The sequence below is a fragment of the Gottfriedia acidiceleris genome (genome assembly GCF_002128425.1).
GTDB classification, from domain to species: Bacteria; Bacillota; Bacilli; order Bacillales; family Bacillaceae_G; genus Gottfriedia; species Gottfriedia acidiceleris.
This window is the reverse complement of sequence record NZ_NESS01000009.1, coordinates 81,456-99,698: the sequence shown is the minus strand read 5'-3', so window position 1 is coordinate 99,698 and position 18,243 is coordinate 81,456. Positions and strand designations below refer to the sequence as shown.

18 protein-coding genes are annotated in these 18,243 nt (G+C 30.8%); 7 read left to right on the top strand and 11 right to left on the bottom strand.

Translation table 11 applies throughout. The annotated features are described in order from the left end of the window. The first annotated feature begins 111 nt into the window (after positions 1-111). The gene (locus B6K90_RS16635) at positions 112-3,189 is read left to right on the top strand and encodes an efflux RND transporter permease subunit (protein ID WP_088013884.1); all 3,078 of its coding nucleotides are present in this window, start codon (positions 112-114) and stop codon (positions 3,187-3,189) included. Positions 3,190-3,792: 603 nt separating this feature from the next. On the opposite strand, the gene B6K90_RS16630 is transcribed toward B6K90_RS16635, so the two are convergent. The 4 genes from B6K90_RS16630 to mtnB all read right to left on the bottom strand — a co-directional run bounded on the left by B6K90_RS16630 (position 3,793) and on the right by mtnB (position 7,523). Continuing rightward, on the bottom strand, positions 3,793-5,487 hold the full coding sequence (locus B6K90_RS16630; RefSeq protein ID WP_088013883.1) for a M3 family oligoendopeptidase: 1,695 nt from the start codon (positions 5,485-5,487) through the stop codon (positions 3,793-3,795). Positions 5,488-5,713: 226 nt separating this feature from the next. Next, positions 5,714-6,160, bottom strand: a complete 447-nt coding sequence (locus B6K90_RS16625) for a MarR family winged helix-turn-helix transcriptional regulator (RefSeq protein ID WP_088013882.1) — start codon at positions 6,158-6,160, stop codon at positions 5,714-5,716. Between the two features lie 74 nt (positions 6,161-6,234). Continuing rightward, on the bottom strand, positions 6,235-6,426 hold the full coding sequence (locus B6K90_RS16620; protein WP_088013881.1) for an aspartyl-phosphate phosphatase Spo0E family protein: 192 nt from the start codon (positions 6,424-6,426) through the stop codon (positions 6,235-6,237). A 461-nt stretch (positions 6,427-6,887) separates the two neighbouring features. Beyond that, positions 6,888-7,523, bottom strand: a complete 636-nt coding sequence (mtnB, locus tag B6K90_RS16615) for a methylthioribulose 1-phosphate dehydratase (RefSeq protein ID WP_088013880.1) — start codon at positions 7,521-7,523, stop codon at positions 6,888-6,890. A gap of 581 nt (positions 7,524-8,104) precedes the next feature. On the opposite strand from mtnB, the gene B6K90_RS16610 reads away from it, so the two are divergent. Both B6K90_RS16610 and B6K90_RS16605 read left to right on the top strand, forming a co-directional pair. Then, positions 8,105-9,847, top strand: coding sequence for a B12-binding domain-containing radical SAM protein (locus tag B6K90_RS16610; protein ID WP_088013879.1), 1,743 nt, complete (start codon positions 8,105-8,107; stop codon positions 9,845-9,847). Between the two features lie 89 nt (positions 9,848-9,936). Beyond that, the gene (locus B6K90_RS16605; RefSeq protein WP_088013878.1) at positions 9,937-10,284 is read left to right on the top strand and encodes a DUF3905 domain-containing protein; all 348 of its coding nucleotides are present in this window, start codon (positions 9,937-9,939) and stop codon (positions 10,282-10,284) included. A gap of 69 nt (positions 10,285-10,353) precedes the next feature. Here the strand turns inward: B6K90_RS16605 and B6K90_RS16600 are convergent, their stop codons facing one another. After that, a complete protein-coding gene (locus tag B6K90_RS16600) occupies positions 10,354-10,812 on the bottom strand; it encodes a DinB family protein (RefSeq protein ID WP_088013877.1) in 459 nt (152 codons plus the stop codon). 160 nt (positions 10,813-10,972) lie between these two features. On the opposite strand from B6K90_RS16600, the gene B6K90_RS16595 reads away from it, so the two are divergent. After that, positions 10,973-11,452 carry a spore coat protein gene (locus B6K90_RS16595; protein WP_167555404.1) on the top strand — a complete coding sequence of 160 codons (480 nt, stop codon included), beginning with the start codon at positions 10,973-10,975 and terminating at the stop codon, positions 11,450-11,452. Between the two features lie 29 nt (positions 11,453-11,481). Here B6K90_RS16595 and B6K90_RS16590 read toward each other — a convergent pair whose 3' ends face one another. The 6 genes from B6K90_RS16590 to B6K90_RS16565 form a co-directional block, all read right to left on the bottom strand. Beyond that, positions 11,482-11,988, bottom strand: coding sequence for a DUF3189 family protein (locus tag B6K90_RS16590; RefSeq protein WP_069035495.1), 507 nt, complete (start codon positions 11,986-11,988; stop codon positions 11,482-11,484). A 24-nt stretch (positions 11,989-12,012) separates the two neighbouring features. Continuing rightward, a complete protein-coding gene (locus tag B6K90_RS16585) occupies positions 12,013-12,681 on the bottom strand; it encodes a DUF421 domain-containing protein (protein ID WP_088013875.1) in 669 nt (222 codons plus the stop codon). A 98-nt stretch (positions 12,682-12,779) separates the two neighbouring features. After that, positions 12,780-14,000 (bottom strand): NAD(P)/FAD-dependent oxidoreductase, encoded by a 1,221-nt coding sequence (locus B6K90_RS16580; protein WP_167555403.1) that lies wholly within the window; start codon positions 13,998-14,000, stop codon positions 12,780-12,782. 142 nt (positions 14,001-14,142) lie between these two features. Then, positions 14,143-15,207 (bottom strand): class III poly(R)-hydroxyalkanoic acid synthase subunit PhaC, encoded by a 1,065-nt coding sequence (phaC, locus tag B6K90_RS16575; protein WP_088013939.1) that lies wholly within the window; start codon positions 15,205-15,207, stop codon positions 14,143-14,145. Between the two features lie 63 nt (positions 15,208-15,270). Beyond that, positions 15,271-16,014 carry a 3-oxoacyl-ACP reductase gene (locus B6K90_RS16570; protein WP_088013938.1) on the bottom strand — a complete coding sequence of 248 codons (744 nt, stop codon included), beginning with the start codon at positions 16,012-16,014 and terminating at the stop codon, positions 15,271-15,273. 21 nt (positions 16,015-16,035) lie between these two features. Next, positions 16,036-16,518 carry a polyhydroxyalkanoic acid synthase subunit PhaR gene (locus B6K90_RS16565; RefSeq protein ID WP_088013873.1) on the bottom strand — a complete coding sequence of 161 codons (483 nt, stop codon included), beginning with the start codon at positions 16,516-16,518 and terminating at the stop codon, positions 16,036-16,038. A 208-nt stretch (positions 16,519-16,726) separates the two neighbouring features. Between B6K90_RS16565 and phaQ the strand changes: the two genes are divergently transcribed. From phaQ to B6K90_RS16550, 3 genes are all read left to right on the top strand, one after another. After that, on the top strand, positions 16,727-17,143 hold the full coding sequence (phaQ, locus tag B6K90_RS16560; protein ID WP_088013872.1) for a poly-beta-hydroxybutyrate-responsive repressor: 417 nt from the start codon (positions 16,727-16,729) through the stop codon (positions 17,141-17,143). Positions 17,144-17,190: 47 nt separating this feature from the next. Then, on the top strand, positions 17,191-17,700 hold the full coding sequence (locus B6K90_RS16555; RefSeq protein ID WP_088013871.1) for a hypothetical protein: 510 nt from the start codon (positions 17,191-17,193) through the stop codon (positions 17,698-17,700). A 61-nt stretch (positions 17,701-17,761) separates the two neighbouring features. Continuing rightward, positions 17,762-18,205, top strand: coding sequence for a MaoC family dehydratase (locus tag B6K90_RS16550; protein WP_088013870.1), 444 nt, complete (start codon positions 17,762-17,764; stop codon positions 18,203-18,205). Positions 18,206-18,243: the final 38 nt, after the last annotated feature.

Sequence of the window (18,243 nt, the reverse complement as noted above, 5' to 3'; positions counted from 1 at the left end):
TAGGATTGAGCAATAAAATCGTATAAATCTTTCGGAAGAAAAAACGCATTTAAAAGATTGAAAATTCGGATTATATTTGTTTATCACTATTTATGGAAAGGAAGGTATTAAATGAACTTTTTGACAAAGTTTAGTTTGAAAAATTCTGTAGCAATTTTTATTATTTCGTTTTTATTAATCTTTGGAGGATTATATTCTTACTCAAAATTAAAAGTAGAAGAGCTTCCAAATATCGAATTTCCAGCAATTTCTGTTCAAGTTGTTTACCCTGGCACAGCACCAGATGATTTAAATGACCAGATTACAACAAAACTTGAAAATTCATTTAAATCAATCGAAGGAATAAAGACACTTTCAAGTTCTTCTTTCGAAAGCGTTTCTGTTATTAATTTAGAATTTCCGTTTAATACAGATATGGATAAAATTGAACAACAAATTAACACAACATTAAAGGATGCTGGCTTACCTGAAAATGTAACAACAAAGGTGGACCGTTTTTCGTTTGGATCATTCCCTATTTATTACCTCTCAATGTTTTCAAAAGATGGTTCAAATATCGAAACAACTATAAATGATGAAATCGTACCAGCTTTAAATAAAATTGAAGGTGTAAACAGTGTTTCAATTGGTGGAGAAAAATCAACTTTTTTATCAATCGAAGTTGATAAGCAAAAAATAGCAAATTTAGGGCTTTCTTTAACAAGTATAAAAGATCAAATTAATGCAAAATTCCTATCTTTCCCAGCTGGAAAAATAACTAATGGCGATATTAAAATACCAATTCGAGTAGAAGAAAAATTAGATACACTTCAAAAACTAAAGGATTTAGAATTACAACCTGCATCATTTACTTCAACTGCTTCTAAACAAAATACACAAACTCCGAAAGTATTATTAGGAGATGTCGCTAAAATTGAATCAGTAGACTCTAAATACGAATTAATTCGTTATAACGAAAATGATGCTATTTCAATGGCAATTACGAAGAAACAAGATGCAAATACAGTTGAAGTAGCTGACAAAGTAATAAAAGTACTAGATAAATACAAAAATGAAATTTCATATAAAGTTGGGTATAGTTCTGCTGATGGCGTAAAGTCATCTGTTGAATCTTTAATTAAAGAAGGCTTATTAGGCGCATTATTCGCTTCATTAGCAGTATTGATCTTCTTACGTAACTTCCGAGCTACATTTATTGCTATTATATCAATACCTTTATCTTTATTAATTACATCAATTTTCTTGCTTAAATTAGATATCACGTTAAATATTATGACGTTAGGTGGTATGGCAGTTGCAATAGGGCGTGTAGTTGACGATAGTATCGTTGTAATTGAAAATATTTTCCGAAGAATACGTAAGTCAAAAGAGGGCATTTCAAATAATTTAATTATATCCTCAACAAAAGAAATATTAAAAGCAGTCACATCTTCCACTATTACTACAATTGTAGTTTTCTTACCTTTAGGTGTTGTAGGTGGATTTACGAGTAAAATATTCCTACCTTTTGCTTTAACGATTGTTTTTTCATTACTTGCTTCATTGTTAGTTTCGATTACAATTGTACCAATTTTAGGACGCTATGCATTTAAGAAAGTGCCACCTGAAGAAAAAGAAGAAAAGATTCAAGTATGGTATGGTAAAGTGATCGAAAAATCATTAAATCGCAAATGGATTGTCATTGTACTAGCTATTGTTTTACTTGCAGGTTCATTCTCATTAGTAGGTAGACTTGGTTTCACATTTATTCCAAATGAATCTTCACGGTCAATCATTGCTTCATTGGAACTTCTATCATCAACATCATTAGAAAAAACAAATGAAGTTTCATTAAAAATGGAAAAGATGTTCTTAAATATGAAGCAAGTTAAAGAAGTTTCTACTGGTGTTGGTAGCCGTGACTTTATGACTGGCTTAAAAACTGAGAATAAAGCTAGCTATTTTATTAATTTAAAACAAAGTGCAGATGTTGATCAATTTATTAAAGATACAAAAAGGAAAATGGAAAAAATAGCAACTTCAGAAGTTCAAGGTGCTAAAGTAGGATTACAAGAAAACTCTTCTGGTGGTCCACCATCAAATAATAACGTTGACATCAATTTATATTCTAATAACTTAGTTGCACTTCAAGAAAGTGCAAAAAAAGTTGAAGACTATATGAAAAAGAAGGATCAATTAAAATATGTTACGAATAATTTCTCAGAAAAACAAAAACAAGTTATTGTTTCAGTTGATGAGAAAAAAGTTTCTGAAAATGGTCTTTCTGCTGGAATGATCTTAGGTTTAGTTGCTGACCAAACAAACCCAGTTAATATGGGAACATTAAAAATTGATGGTAAAGATCAAAATGTACAATTAACTTATAATAAAGAACTCCAATCCGTAGAGGATATTAAAAATATTAAACTGTTTGGTAAATTAGGACCAATTAAATTGTCAGATGTAGCCCAAGTTAAAGTAATTGAAACATATTCTGCAGTTCAAAAATTAGATGGTAAAGTATTTGCTAAAGTTTCTGCTCAAATAAAAGGAAAAGACATTGCAAAAGTAACAAATGAAGTAATTAATGATGTGAAAAAATATGTAGACTTACCGTCTGATGTAACTTTAAAAGGTGGCGGCGGTAGTGATGATACTACTCAAACATTTAAAGACTTAGGTGTTGCAATGGGAGTTGCAATCGGATTAGTTTATTTAACAATGTTAATTACTTTTGGAAAAGCTCGAATTCCATTTATTATTTTATCTGCATTAGTATTTGTACCAATCGGTTCATTTGTTGCACTATTCTTAGCAGGCGAACCGCTTTCAATTAGTGTAATGATTGGATTACTTATGTTAATTGGGATCGTAACAACAAATGCAATCGTACTAGTCGATCGAATCGGACAAAATATAGAACAAAAAAGATTACCTCTTCGCCAAGCAATCATCGAAGGAGGTAAAACACGTCTTAGACCTATTTTAATGACTGCATTTGCTACAATAGCTGCTTTACTACCTTTAGCATTAACAACGTCTAGTGGTACACTTATTTCGAAAGGATTAGCTATTACAGTAATCGGTGGTCTAACATCATCGACTTTATTAACGCTAGTATTTATTCCGGTTGTGTATGAGCTGTTCTTTTCTAAGAGAACAAAGAAGCATGCTAAATCAGAGGAAACTGCTAAAGTAGTTAATAATTAAATTTGATAAAAGAGGAAGGTATTAATCCTTTCTCTTTTCGTGCTGCTGAAAAATGAATTTGTCAATTAAAATGCTGAATTAATTATTGATAAGTAAGTTGTATCATATTGATTTCCACTACAGGGTGCTCGCTTTCCATGGGGCGAGATTCTTTAGCCTCCTCGGCGCCGCCTGTGAGGTCTTTAGCCTTCCCGCTAATTCCATAGGAGCCTGGCACCCTTTCGTTCCAATCATTCCTTTATAAAAAAATAATAATCTAAAATACAATAGAATATTCAATTGAACGGATGAATTGCCCTTTATTAATCAAATCCCAAGTGATATATTACCGACTATTTACACATCTTTACAAATAGTAATCCAATATATTTGTAATGATAATGACATTAATTGTATTGAGTTTTCGAGTAATATATCAATATATCTATCACAAAATTCACTTGACCATCTTATTTGCAATTTCTCAGATTTATTTATACTTTTACAATTTTTATTTGCACTTCATCAACTAAAAGAACATTCGTTAAAACTAAATCACTTCAACTTTTTACTCTTTTATTGTACATAAAAAAACTCCGACTTTTAATAAGTCGGAGTAATTACTTATAGATTTTGATCGTTAACTCCTGCTAGCCATTTTCTAACAGGTTCTAAAGTTTCCTCAATGCAGCCATCGTTAAATGGCGATTCAAGTTTAGCTTCTTTAACTAAGCCTAAAAATGATTTACTTCCTCCTAATTGGCAAAGTCCAACATAATCTGACCACGCTGAATTTCGGTCTTCATGCATCTTATTCCAAAATTGTAATGCACAAATTTGAGCTAATGTATAGTCAATATAATAGAATGGTGACTGGTAAATATGCCCCTGTCTTTGCCATAAACCACCCTTTTCTAAATAACTATTTCCATCATTTGCTCGATGAGGTAAATATTTTTCTTCAATTCTCTTCCAAAGTCCGTGGCGTTCCTCAGGTGTTAATTCAGGATTTGCGTAGATTTCATGTTGGAATTCATCTACTGCCACACCATAACTAATGAAAGTAATTGCACTACTTAAATGTGTGAAATAATATTTTTGTGTATCTTCTTTAAAGAATTCTTCTTGCCAAGGCCATGTAAAAAATTCCATACTCATTGAATGAATCTCACACGCCTCATAAGTTGGCCAGTTATACTCAGGTGTTTCAAATTTACGACTTTCATAAACCTGGAATGCATGACCAGCTTCATGTGTTAGTACGTCAATATCACCAGATGTTCCGTTGAAATTTGAGAAAATAAAAGGAGCTTTATAGTTTGGAATATAAGTACAATATCCCCCACCTTGTTTTCCTTCCTTAGCAACTAAATCTAGTAAATTTTCCTTTAACATAAAATTGAAAAACTCACTTGTTTCTTTCGACAATTCATCATACATTTGTTTACCGTTTTCAATAATCCACTCAGGACTACCTTTTGGTGTTGCATTGCCAGTTACAAATTCGAATTTATCGTCATAGTAATAAAGTTGTTCCACACCAATTCGATTAGCTTGTCGTTCTCTTAATTCGGTAGCGATTGGAACAATTGTTTCAAGAACTTGCTCTCTAAATTTTTTCACATCACTTGCATCGTAATCCGTTCTCATCATACGAGCATATCCTAGTTCAATAAAGTTTGAGAATCCAAGTTTGTTAGCAATACGAGTTCGAATTTTTACTAATTTATCGTAAATCTCATCAAATTTATCTTGATTTTCCGAGAAATATCCAAAGTATGTATCATAAGCTGCCTTTCTTACCTCCCGATCTTTATCCTCAAAATGTGCTGAAATTTGTGCTAACGTTTTCACTTCACCATAAAATGGAAGTTTAGCAGCCGCTACTAACTTAGCATATTCAGTCGTTAGTTTATTTTCTTCCTGTAAATCTGGAATTACTTCTTCACTTAAAATTTTCACTTCACATTCAGCTAAAGCAAATAATTGATGGCCATATTTTTCTTCAAGCTGCTCTCTAAATGGTGAACCAATTAACGCTTTATAATATTGTTGCCCATATGATTGAACAATTGGAGTGTTCTCATCAAAAAACGCTTGCTCATCCTCATAAAACTTATCATTTGTATCAACCGAATGGCGAACTGCACATAAATTTTCCATTGTTGAAAATTCATTTCTTAGATCATTGATTTCATTCATTGCTAATTCTTGTTCATAGACCGTTGAAGCATCATAAAAATTTTGTAGTGAACGTTTAAATTGTTCTCCAAAGTTCTTAATATTTGGTCTAGAATACTGGTAATCTTGAAAACCCATGTTAATCCCTCCATTTTTTTGTGATATTGCTATTATATATAAAATCTTCTAGTAAAAAAACCTAAATCTAAATAAATTTCTGAAAATTTAAAAATTAGTTAAATAGAAATAAATAATGTAATTCCAAAAGAAACTAGTTTTTACAAGTATAATAAAGTGTTTATACAAAATAATTTTAAAAATAATCGTTTAAAAATAAAAAAAGCTCTATCAAATGAGAGCTTTTTTAGTTAGACCCATGGTATCCAATTTTCTTCAATAAGTGAATTAGGAAATTTTTTTCTTCATTAGAAAGATCACTCATATGTTCATGTAAAAATTTTTCGTGCACTGGAAATATTTCTTCCATCAGTTTATTTCCACTTTCAGTTATTTCTGCATAGATTACTCGACGGTCTGCACTACATGGATTTCGATAAACTAGACCCTTTTTCTCAAGTTTATCTACTACATAAGTAATACTTCCACTAGCAATTAATATTTTTTCTCCAATATGTTGAAGTGGTTGGTTTCCTTTATGATACAAGAGCTCTAGCACTGCAAATTCAGTTGGATTTAAATTAAAACTAGCGATCGATTTGTTTGCAGAATCATTTATCTTTCTATGAGCACGCGATAATACAATAAATAACTTTAAAGAAAGCTCTATATCTTTTCTATTTGTCTCTTCCATAATAATACCCCTTTAATTTCTTTTACATAGTTCATTCTATATTATTATTTTACACTTATTAATTGATTTTAAGATTATTTCAATGAAAATGACTTATTTAATTCAGTTAGTAATTTTTTTTGGTATGAAATAATTAACTCGTCCAATTCTTGACTGGCCTTTAAGGTCAAATGTTCGTTTAACCCTTTAGTTTCCGCAAAATATACCATTTCTTCCCTTTTTAATGAAATAGATAATAATAAACGGCTGAGTTGATATTCATTCATTAGACTGATTCCCTTCTACAGGATGTTTTTTAACACATCTTTTCATAATAATCGAGTTATTTTCTATTATTCATTCTATCTATATTATTTAAAATACATACAATATGAAACCTACTAAGCAAAATTACCTAGTAGGTTTATTTTTGTTATGAATTAACGTTTTTATCTATAGCTTAATAAATTAGACGACTTTTCATTAAATCCTGCTTAAAATGATTAATTTTGATTTAAGTGAAATGGTATAAGCAAATTTTTATTTAAAACTTTTATCTTAATTGTAGAACAGAACAAATAGAATTGTTCAATTCCTTTATCTCCAGTATACTCTAAAAAAATTTTATTTTGCACAATCTACTAGAAAGATCCTTTTTCAAAATTAGCTATGATTTTATTATAAAATAAAAAAGCTGAAAAGTAATGGAATTTATTTACCACTACTATTTCAGCTTTTTTTCTTTTATTTAGTTGCCTGCTTTTATTTTATGACCTTGAATCATCATTAGTTTTACTTTATAACTTATTAGAAATTCAATTCCTTCTAGCCACTTTTTCGTTTCTAGTGGGCTTCTTCCCCAAACAGTGATCCCGTGATTTCTAACAAGAACACCCCCAAAATCCTTTGTTAGAAATGGCGTATATGCACGTTTAAAAGTTTCCATGTCTTGTGCATTCTCTATGATAGGAACTGTTATTTTATTTTCAAAATAAGAGCTTGTTAATATATGGATCATTTCATTATTTTCAAGCTCTACTTGCCCTTCATTACCAAACAATTCAGAAATAACATTATTATCTACAGTATGTACATGGAGCACACAAGTAGCAGATGTTTTTTCGTAAATATTTGCATGAACCAATGTTTCAAGTGATGGCTTTAATACCGTATCAAATACTGGTTCACCGAGGTTATTAACTACAATAAATTCTTCATCACAGCGTGCCCTCTTATCCTTCTCATCAGCTGTTACAAGAAATAATAATGGATCGTCTGAAATTTTCATAGACAAGTTTCCACTCGTACCATAAAACCAATCTCTTTTAGCCAAATCACATTTAATATTCGCAAGCTTTTTCCATTGTTCTAAAAATAAACTCATATTAACACCTCCACTTATTTAGACTATCTATTTAAACACCGTCAAAAATTCAAACTATTCATACTATTTAATAAAATTATGTCATGCGTCGGTCTTCATTGTCAATAGTTCTAAGTAAATGAACAATCATCAATTTTCTACAACTTTTATCCATTTTTGATAGTAATTAATGATTTAGTACTTTTTTTACATCCTGATTTGACAGAACTCCTATTTTATTACACAAATACGTAAAAAATAAAATTTTCCTACTCATTTTCTTACCCTTTCTTTCCCTAGGGAAACTTTTTTGTATTTAGTGAATTATATGTCATTTATGAAAAAAATGTGAAGAAAATCTACTAAAAAAATAAATCAGATTCCTCTTATTTATTAAAGTATTATATTTCGAATCTTCTCCTAAATAGTGCCCCTCATTTGATCTCATGTAATAATTAGAATCTTTTTTCTTTGCTTTTGTGCTAAAAAAATGTCTCTATAATTTTCTAAAACATTCATTTTCAATTTCACTTATGAAAATTTAGTAATCTCATTATTTTATGATAAAATAAATCGATAATAATTTAGAACGAGGTATATAAATGAACATTGTTTTAGCAACATTAAATGCAAAATATATTCATACTAACTTAGGTATTCGATACATTAAAGCGTATGCTCAACCTGAATATAATATAGAGCTTGCAGAATATTCAATTAAAGATCCAAGTCTTAATATCATTACAGACTTATATAAACGCAAGCCAAAAATTCTTGGCTTTAGCTGCTATATTTGGAATATCGAACAAACAATTGAAGTAATCCGTATGTATAAAAAAATTGATCCTTCTGTTATTATTTTTGTTGGCGGACCTGAAGTAAGCTATGATGTGAATTATTGGCTAGATCGCGTAAAGGAAATTGACATCATTACGATTGGTGAAGGTGAAATTACCGTAAAGAAATTAATTAAAGCAATTGAAAATGGGATGGATTTCACTTCCACAAATGGCATTGGATATCGAGATGAAGGAAAAAATATCATTAAACCACAAACTGAAAAAATAGATTTAACAACTATTCCTTCCCCTTATCGCTTTAAAGAAGATTTACCATTCTTAAGTAAAAGAATTCAATATATCGAAACTAGCCGAGGTTGCCCATTTAATTGCCAGTTTTGTTTATCTTCTATTGAAGTTGGCGTTCGATATTTTAATCGTGAGGTTATCAAAGATGATATTCGTTACCTTATGGCAAACGGAGCGAAGGTTTTTAAATTCGTAGACAGAACTTTTAACATAAGTCGTAGTTATGCAATGGATATGTTCCAATTTCTAATTGACGAACATGTGGAAGGAACTGTATTCCAGTTTGAGATTACTGGTGATATTATGCGTCCAGAAGTCATCGAATTTTTAAATGAAAATGCACCTAAAGGCTTATTCCGATTTGAAATAGGTGTACAATCTACAAATGATGCTACAAACGAACTAGTTATGAGAAGACAAAATTTTGAAAAGCTTTGCAGAACTGTCACACTTGTACGAGATGGAGAAAAAATAGATCAACATTTAGATTTAATTGCCGGTTTACCTGAAGAGGATTACAATTCATTCCGTCAAACATTCAATGACGTTTTTGCATTAAGGCCGGAAGAGCTGCAACTAGGGTTCTTAAAAATGCTAAGAGGAACTGGAGTACGATTAAGAGCACATGAACATAATTATGTATATATGGATTATGCTCCGTATGAAGTATTAGGTAATAATGTACTATCATTCGATGATATTGTAAAAATTAAGCAAGTTGAAGACGTACTCGAAAAATATTGGAATGACCATCGAACAAATAATACGATCGAATATTTAATTGAAAATGAGTTTGAAAGTCCATTTGATTTCTTCCAATTATTTGGTTCATATTGGGAAGAACGAGGTTGGTCAAGAATCGGCCACCAGCTTGAAGATTTATTTAAGCGTCTAAATGAGTTTTTAACTCAATATGAAATTAAAAATGATTCAATCGTAAAAGATATTATGAAAATCGATTATTACTTAAATCATAAATATAAACCTCGCAAACCATGGTGGGACGAAATATCAAACCATGATTTGACGAAGGAAATTTATAAACGAGTTATCCAAAATCCTGAATATTTAGGTTCAGAATTTGTTTCACTTAACTTAAACGAAAAAGAAATCTATAAACATACAATGATTGAATCACTTTCATTTGATATCGAACATTTTCTATTAACTGGAGAATATAGAACTGGTAATTATGCAATGCTAGTTTATTTCTCTCCTAAAACACTATCACCTTCATTTTTCACAATTGAAGCATAAGTAAAACAGGACAATATTTTTTAATATTGTCCTTTTGTATTGATTTCACTAATTAGCAAATAATAATTTGTAAGTAGAGGTGATATTTAATGAAAAGAAAAAAAGACAAAACCGAAATTGATTCACCGGTAATGGAAGATACATTACCCCATATTTCAAATTTTCCTTCTTTTAAAGGAACAGACATTAAAATGGAAGAACCTTTTGTAAATTCAAAGGGTGTAGTTATTGGAGACAGTAAGTATAGCTCTCCTAACTCTCCATTAAATAATTGGTCGGACGATGTTGATCCATCGGTTATGGCAGGCGACGAATGGGTTCATCCAACAAATGATATTGGTTGGGCAAGTGCAGAAAACACAGACCTATTAGAATCAAAAAAGCGAGAAGAACCCGCAAAACAATTTATGCATCCACAACACGAAACAAAAGACTGATTATGTGCAATATTTAGGGTATAGAAGAAGATATGATCATTTCCTTCAATACCCTACTTAACTTTGTCTTTAAAAAAGAGCGATATTGATATCGCCCTTTTTTTGGACTAGTAGCATATGTAATTGTGCTCTGTGGTGAGTAAAATGGACTAAAATCTCTAATAACCATTCGAATCTAGAATATTGAAGTCCCCAATATGAAGTAGTTTCTTCCACTAAATCCTCTTCATTCATATTAAAATAGAAATCCTTTAATTCATGTAAGTTCTTTTGCAACATACTTTTCATTTCAACTATTGATTTGCATTTGACCAAGGTATAATATTGTACCATCTTTTCCTTGCTTGCACCTCTCATAATTTCCATATCAGCACCAATAAGCTCACACAAATGTTGGACTACCTCCCCGATTGATTTCTTATCATCAACCGGTCGAAAATTTAAATCTTCTTCATTAATTAGATCCATCATTTCTAAAACACTTTTTACACATAAGCTCAACTGTTGAAATACATTTTCAATATACATATATTGGGCAGGTTTTATGGTTGTAGTATACCTACCCCTCCCCTCCTTTATTTCTTTTTGTAACTTTTCCTTTTTAAGAGCCTACTGCTTTATCCTATTTTTTATCCGTCATATAATCCTAGTCTACTGAATAGACATGTACAAAAAAGGAGGGATAAGTATGAGAACATTAGCTTGGCATGAGACCTTAGAATTACATGAGATTGTTGCTACAACTACTTATTATTTATATAAGCTTAAAACAAATATAAAAAATATAACAGATTCCGGATTAAAAGAATTATATAAAACTTCTATTACCTTGTTTGAAAATAATTTGAGGGAACTACTTAAATTTATGAGTAATATTACAATTGGAGAAAGAGATGCAGCAAGTGATAAATTAGGAAGCGAAATGAGTGCTGAAGATTTATTATCAGCAACAAAAGTATTAACAAAAATGTATGCACATGCACTTACAGAAACAGCTACTCGTGACTTAAATAATTTATTTATTAAGCACCTAGTAGCGGTGAACAATTTGCATACTCAAATTTTTAGCTATTTATCAAAACAAGGTCAATATTCGGTATTTAATATTAATAAGTTAATCGAAAACGATGCTAAAAAAGCTATGGATGTCTTAAAGATGCCGTATTAAAAAAATGGACGTTAAATAACGTCCATTTTTTAATCTTTGTTGAAGTTTTTATTAGATAAGTCTGTGACCTTTTCAGCAGCTATGTGGTGATATCTTTTCGTATTTTCAACCAATTTTATCAAATTGAGATATGTTTGCTTTGCTCCTAATACGAGTAATGGTACCCCTATAAAATCAATATGCAAAAATCTTGATGTAAAGCCACCTAAAGTCATAGCTAATGGTACAGTTGGCGATGTACTTGATAAAATAATTTTATCTTCTTCATTTAATAAAATCTTTCCCAAACTTTCGATCGCAGTGGGCACATTTTTAGTATATCTTTTTGCTACTGTATACACTTGGTCTCCATTTTCATCTTCACCGTGATAAAAAAGTTTTCCACCATCTTTTGGTTTTAATTTATTAAATAAGTAGGTATTTTTTACTTCTTCTGTTGTAGGCTGGCGATCAAGAGGTAATTGCTTCAAATGATATGCAGCAGCTAAAGGTGAAGAATGTGTTCCTCCAAAACAGTAATAAATATAATATTTCATTTTTCTCATCCTCAAATTTTTATATTAATACGTATGTAAATGTAATTGCTTTGAATCCCATTCTGCAAAGCAAACTTGTTTAAGTGATAAATTTGACTCAGAAAGTTTTTTATGTACCCACTTTTCATCTTTTTTCAGAGAGTTTAGAGCTCTTTTAATTATTTTCCCATCACTTATTACTACGACAGGTAAGAATTCTTTTTCCATTTGAATTTTTAAATCCTGTTTAGTTGGCGTGTCAAAATTAGATTTCTTCAAGACACTAACCGTACCGTCATTTTCTAAAATAGCATACGCAACTTCGCTAACTGCAAAAGTATCCTTAGCTCTGAGTAATTGCATCAATTGATCAGTATCCAAACGATTTCTTTTCAATTCTTTCCATTGAATTGCTCCGTGTTTAATAACGACCGATGCGTCACCTTCTAAGAACTTTCTAGCCCACATTGACTTTTGTGTTAAGACCTCAGTAACAAATATTAATGCACCCCAAACAAAAATACTAAAAAGAATTTTAGGTAGATTTGCTTCTTTATCATATATTCCATCCCCGAGTATATTTCCTAACACTAGTGACGAAATCAAATCAAATGGCGTTATTTGTGTAATTTGTGTTTTTCCATTAATTTTAACGACAATAAAAAGAGCTATATATCCTAAAAACAATTCGGTAAACATTTCATGATAACTCATGTAATACACTCCTAAACTTTTATTACCTATTAAATTTTCTTACTACTTTACTCTTTTTATACATAAAATTGGTAATCAATCATCATTCTAATTAAATTTTAATTATCCATATAAAGATATGCGTCTGGATGAGATCCGACGGTAACTAAATCTTTTAATATTTTAGCTAAGATATAACTATAAACCGTTCCATTCCCACCATAGGCCATTAAAAAAAGGCAATTAGGATATTCATTATATTGTCTAATCATCGGTAAGCCAGTATGTGTTCCTCCAAATGCACCAGTCCAATAATATTCTGCTTTAGCATCTTTATAATTAGGAAATAACTCTATTAAATTTTTTATAAGCTGTTCTTTTTTATGAAATAACATAGATTCACGTTTTTCTGGTATTAATGTAGGTTCATCAAGTCCTCCGACAATTATTCTTCCATCAACAGTTGTACGAAGATATAAATATGGCCTTGCTGTCTCCCAAATTAAACAATTGTCATACCATGCATTATTTTTTTCAACTAGAGGTTGTGTTGCAATCGCAAAAGTCGAAGTTAAAACAGCATTTTTCTCACTTTTTACTTCTAATGATTCATAGCCCCCAGCAAAAATAACTTTTTTTGCTCGAATCGTATGTTTATTTTTAGTAAATATTTGCACCCCTTCATCTGTACCATTTATCCGAGATACTTCGGTATCAGAGTATACCTGCAATCCTCGCTTTATAGCATATAACAGTAAACCATGAGCACATTTATATGGATTTACTTCTGCGTCATCCCCTGTGTAAAGCGCACCTTCTTTCGTAAAATTAAACTTTTCTTCAATTTGCGATTTAGTAAATTGCTCAACATTAAAGCCATTTTCTGTTAAAACTCTATACTCTAAATCAATCATTTCTTTTCCATCTAAATTACTAGCAAAGTATAAACTTTTTCTTTTTATAAAATCTGGATTAATTTCAATTGTTTTTGACATTTCTTCAATGCCTTTAATTGCCTCTACACATAATTGATAATGACGAACAGCTTTTTCTTTTCCATATGAATTAATAAACGAATTTAAAGATTTGTCATTTGTATACTGTAAGAGCCCAGTATTTGCACTAGTACTCCCCTGTACAATTTTTTTTCTTTTATCTAGTAAAATTACCTTAGCACCCGTTTGAATTAAAAAATATGCACATAAACTTCCTGATTCACCACTACCTACTATTACAAAATCACAATCTACGTCTTCATCAAGTGGTATTATATTTTCTAGCTCGGTATGTGAATTAGTGTAAGTCGTAGGCCAATACAAGACTCCGCTAATACTTTTCACATCTATACTCCTTTCAGGCAAATCATATTTAATGTAGTTTTTGTCAGTTGAATGAAAAAAATCCCACTTTTTTAAAAGTGAGATTTTTTTAACGTAATATATATAATTTTTAGTACGAAGGATTCCTAGAAATTTACTGAAATTATGATCTTTCAGCTAACCATTTACCAATTGTCGGATATGTCGTTTTTAATGAGACAGGTCCAAACATGATTGATACATGACCTGATGGGATCGATACATACTGCTTATCTACGCTTGAAATATGCTCATTTAATGCTTCAACTTGGCAAGGCATCGCAATATGGTCTTTCGTAGCAGAAATATTTAAAACATTAGCTTTAATGTTAGATACATCTACTTTTCTTCCTCTAATTTCTAAGTCGCCGCTTAATAATTTATTTTGTTGGTAAAACTCTCTAATCCATTGGCGATAAGATTCACCTGGGAATGGAATACCATCTGTAACCCATTTTTGCATTAACTGCCACGCTTTAATGAATTTTGTATTATCAGAACGATCTAATAATGTAACATAAGGTCCTACAAAATTCGTAATTGGTTTTAACATTTTGTTACCAAAATCGATCATTTCAGGAGGAATATTTCCTAATGTATCAACAGCTTTATCAAGTGCAAAGTATTTTTCATTTAAAAATGCTCCATATAATCCTGTATCTGAAAAATCGAATGGACTAGTTACAAAAATTAAGTTTTTAATTGGTGCATTTTCATAAAGTGATGCATAAATACTTGTTAAAGTACCACCCATACAATACCCTAACATTGATAATTCTTTTGCACCTGAAAAACGAAGAACCTTATTTACAGCTTTTGCAATATAATCGTGAATAATATCGTCAAATTTTAAATGACGATCTTCATGACCAAAAGTTCCCCAATCTAATAAGTAAACATCAAATCCTTCATTAACAAGATACTCAACAAAAGAGTTCCCCTTTGTTAAATCAAGAATATAAGGTTTATTAATCAGAGCATAGATCAGAAGGATCGGAGTCTTTTTTACCTTTTTTGTAGTTGGAATATAATGATACAATTTACTTTTATTTTTAGTCCAAATCACTTCTTTAGGAGATTGGCCTACTAAAGGCTCTCCCTCCTTTATTAGAATATCTGCAGTTTTCTTCAATCTTTTGTATGATTCTTTTAATCCGCTCGGAAGCGACTCCGTAGCTTCTTCTAACATTTGTGAATTAAACACACTTTTCCCCCCCTTTTGTTCTTAAAAAAGGTCATCTATAAATAAATCTTAAACGTAAAGTCCGCCATTTACATTTATCTGTTGGCCAGTAATGTACTCTCCACCTTCACATAAGTAAATAACAGCTTTAGCAATTTCATCAACTGTACCAAATCTTCTTTTTGGTATTCTAGATTTAATTTGCTCTTTTACATTTTCAGGAATTTCATTAACCATGTCAGTCTCAATAAATCCTGGACATACAGAATTTACTGTAACGTTTGTTTTTGCTAATTCAAGTGCTAATGATTTAGTAAATCCAATCATTCCAGCTTTTGCAGCAGAATAGTTTGTTTGGCCGAAACCGCCTGCCTGACCAATAACTGATGAAATATTAATGATACGTGCATTATCAGATTCTAATAGGTATGGTAAAGCAGAATTGCATGTGTTATATACACTGCTTAAATTTACATCAATAACTTCATGCCAATCTTCTGCACTTAGTTTTTTGAAACTGCGGTCTCTAGTAATACCAGCATTATTAACAATAATGTCTAGTCGGCCAAAATGCTCAACTGTACGATCTATTAATGCTTTCGCTTGATCTAATTCAGCAACATTAGCTTGCACCGCTAACGCCTCATAACCATTTTCAAAAAGTTCATCTACAACTGCTTTTGCATGTGCTTCACTATTATTATAATTAATTACAACTTTTGCGCCTTTTTCTGCTAAAGCGAATGCTATACCTTTTCCTATTCCTTTTGCTCCACCTGTTACGATCGCTACACGATTTACTAAATCCATTATCATTTCTCCTTTTTTAACTAATTATTGTTTTGTTGGTTGTTTAGTAGTTAATTGTTGTAAAAGTTGCTCTATGTTAGCCATTGAAGACTTTAATTCACTAACTTGTTGATGAATTGATTTGGTTTCAGCTTTCAATTTTGTAAGATCTCGTTTTACCGTCACAATGTCTAACTCTTTTTTCAAAGTTGCTACATCTAACTCAGGTTGGGAATCTAAATATAATTGATCCTCTAATGTATCTACTTTGGATTCTAAATTAATCACTAAGCTAGCTACATTTGCGATATCTTCTTTGGAAGCAATATTTGAAGCCTCTAAGAAGGTTTTTGATTGGTCATTCAATATCTTTTTACAGAATAGATTAAAATCTATTACAGAACCCATCCACTCGGAAAATTCTTCTTTCTGAACATATTCGTTCATCATTTTTCCAAAGTATTTTTCATTTACATCATACATTTGCTTCCACATTTTCAATGGATCTGAATAATTTTGCTCTGACATCTTAATCCCCCTCACTACTTTTAAGTATAGAAAACAAGCCAATGACAAAACAATCCAATATTTTCGCGATATTTCTACATCTACTGTCGAAATTTGTTTTTTAATATTCATTATATTTAAAATACATTGACAATAAATTTAACTAAGTGTAAATTACACCTAAGGGATGATGATTCCATTACTACGATATAGGGGGGAACATAACTTTATGACAAATGAAAAGGAAACAAGTAAAAAAAATAAACATGAAACTTCTGAATCGATCACATTGCCTAAAAACTTCTTAGTTCCCTTTCTACTTCTTAGCCTTAAGCAATGGAATATGCATGGCTATAAATTAATGCAAGTATTATTTGATTTAGGCTTTACTACTCTTGATTCAAGTAATGTTTATCGAATTCTAAGACAACTTGAAAAAGAAAGCTATATTAAATCTAGTTGGGAATATGGAATTGAAGGTCCAGCAAAGCGAATTTATTCAATTACAGATGCCGGAGAAGAATATTTAAAAACTTGTCATAATTCATTTACACAATATAATCAGATGCTCCAAACCTTTTTTTCGATTTACACGAATTCATTCTTTCCATTTAGCAACTCTGACGAAAGTTTTAAAGGTGATTGAAATTGCAGCAATGCATTCAATAATAAATTTTTTTGGAGGAAACACTAATGACTGAAAAAACAATCGAATTACAAACTGAACTTGCAGCTGAGAATTTTCAAAAAATGCTTCAATATTTGTTAGACAATCAAATTCAAATTCAACAATGGACAGAGTCTTTATTTCAAGAACAAGCAAAACAGTGGAAAACTTTAAACGAGCAAGTGCAAGTACAACAACAAGAGTCTTACGAACAGTTCCAAGAAATGATTAAGTTATTAAATGAAATTAAGCCAACTATTAATCAAGAGACTTATGAAAAAACTTGGAAAAAATTATTTGATCAGTTTTCTCCATTTCAATCTTTATGGACAAATATGAATCAAAACCCATATCAACCATTTTTTCAAGCTATGAGTACATTTTCAAATCAACAACAACAATTTTTCCAACAATTTTTTAAACAACCTTTAAATAACACACCTTACACTGCTTGGACGGACATGTATCAACAGTTCAAAAAAACTCAAGAAGATTGGTTTAAAAACTTACAAGAATTCTCATTCACAAAACTATAATCAATATTTAAACAATTTTCTTGATTAGCTAGGCATTTCATCAAGGAGAGGATGAAACAAAATGAATGTTTTCGAAAGTGCAAGAAATGTACAGGAAGTTCATTTTGACTCCATTTCAGTTGGTGACGAAGCTACTCTTGAAGTTAAAATTACTGCAGAGTTAATTGAACAATTTGCTGCAATTTCAACAGATGTAAATCCAATTCACTTATTAGATGATTTTGCTAAAGAAAGCATCTTTAAAGAAAGAATTGCACATGGCATGTTGATTTGCAGCTTTATTTCCTCAGTACTAGGTACTAAACTACCCGGCAAAAACACCATCTACTTATCTCAAGAAGTATTTTTCAAAGCACCAGTAAAAATTAATGACACAATTAAAGTGATCGTCAGTGTTGTACGTAAAAGAGAGGATAAAAAATTATTAACGCTTCAAACAAATGTATATAATCAAGAAAATGTACTTGTCGTTGAAGGCTCAGCGTTAGTTAAAAAGTTAACATAACCCTAATATGACTGTATTTACCAAGCATGATAAAACCC

Excerpts from the sequence above, each read along its gene's own strand:
- mtnB (WP_088013880.1), bottom strand. The coding sequence starts at position 7,523 with ATGAGTTTATTTTTAGAACAATGGAAAAAGCTTGCGAATATTAAATGT.
- B6K90_RS16635 (WP_088013884.1), top strand. The coding sequence starts at position 112 with ATGAACTTTTTGACAAAGTTTAGTTTGAAAAATTCTGTAGCAATTTTT.
- phaQ (WP_088013872.1), top strand. The coding sequence starts at position 16,727 with ATGACAAATGAAAAGGAAACAAGTAAAAAAAATAAACATGAAACTTCT.
- B6K90_RS16620 (WP_088013881.1), bottom strand. The coding sequence starts at position 6,426 with ATGAATGAATATCAACTCAGCCGTTTATTATTATCTATTTCATTAAAA.
- B6K90_RS16555 (WP_088013871.1), top strand. The coding sequence starts at position 17,191 with ATGACTGAAAAAACAATCGAATTACAAACTGAACTTGCAGCTGAGAAT.
- B6K90_RS16600 (WP_088013877.1), bottom strand. The coding sequence starts at position 10,812 with ATGTATATTGAAAATGTATTTCAACAGTTGAGCTTATGTGTAAAAAGT.
- B6K90_RS16605 (WP_088013878.1), top strand. The coding sequence starts at position 9,937 with ATGAAAAGAAAAAAAGACAAAACCGAAATTGATTCACCGGTAATGGAA.
- B6K90_RS16585 (WP_088013875.1), bottom strand. The coding sequence starts at position 12,681 with ATGAGTTATCATGAAATGTTTACCGAATTGTTTTTAGGATATATAGCT.
- B6K90_RS16625 (WP_088013882.1), bottom strand. The coding sequence starts at position 6,160 with ATGGAAGAGACAAATAGAAAAGATATAGAGCTTTCTTTAAAGTTATTT.
- phaC (WP_088013939.1), bottom strand. The coding sequence starts at position 15,207 with ATGTTAGAAGAAGCTACGGAGTCGCTTCCGAGCGGATTAAAAGAATCA.
- B6K90_RS16630 (WP_088013883.1), bottom strand. The coding sequence starts at position 5,487 with ATGGGTTTTCAAGATTACCAGTATTCTAGACCAAATATTAAGAACTTT.
- B6K90_RS16595 (WP_167555404.1), top strand. The coding sequence starts at position 10,973 with ATGAGAACATTAGCTTGGCATGAGACCTTAGAATTACATGAGATTGTT.
- B6K90_RS16550 (WP_088013870.1), top strand. The coding sequence starts at position 17,762 with ATGAATGTTTTCGAAAGTGCAAGAAATGTACAGGAAGTTCATTTTGAC.
- B6K90_RS16590 (WP_069035495.1), bottom strand. The coding sequence starts at position 11,988 with ATGAAATATTATATTTATTACTGTTTTGGAGGAACACATTCTTCACCT.
- B6K90_RS16610 (WP_088013879.1), top strand. The coding sequence starts at position 8,105 with ATGAACATTGTTTTAGCAACATTAAATGCAAAATATATTCATACTAAC.
- B6K90_RS16565 (WP_088013873.1), bottom strand. The coding sequence starts at position 16,518 with ATGTCAGAGCAAAATTATTCAGATCCATTGAAAATGTGGAAGCAAATG.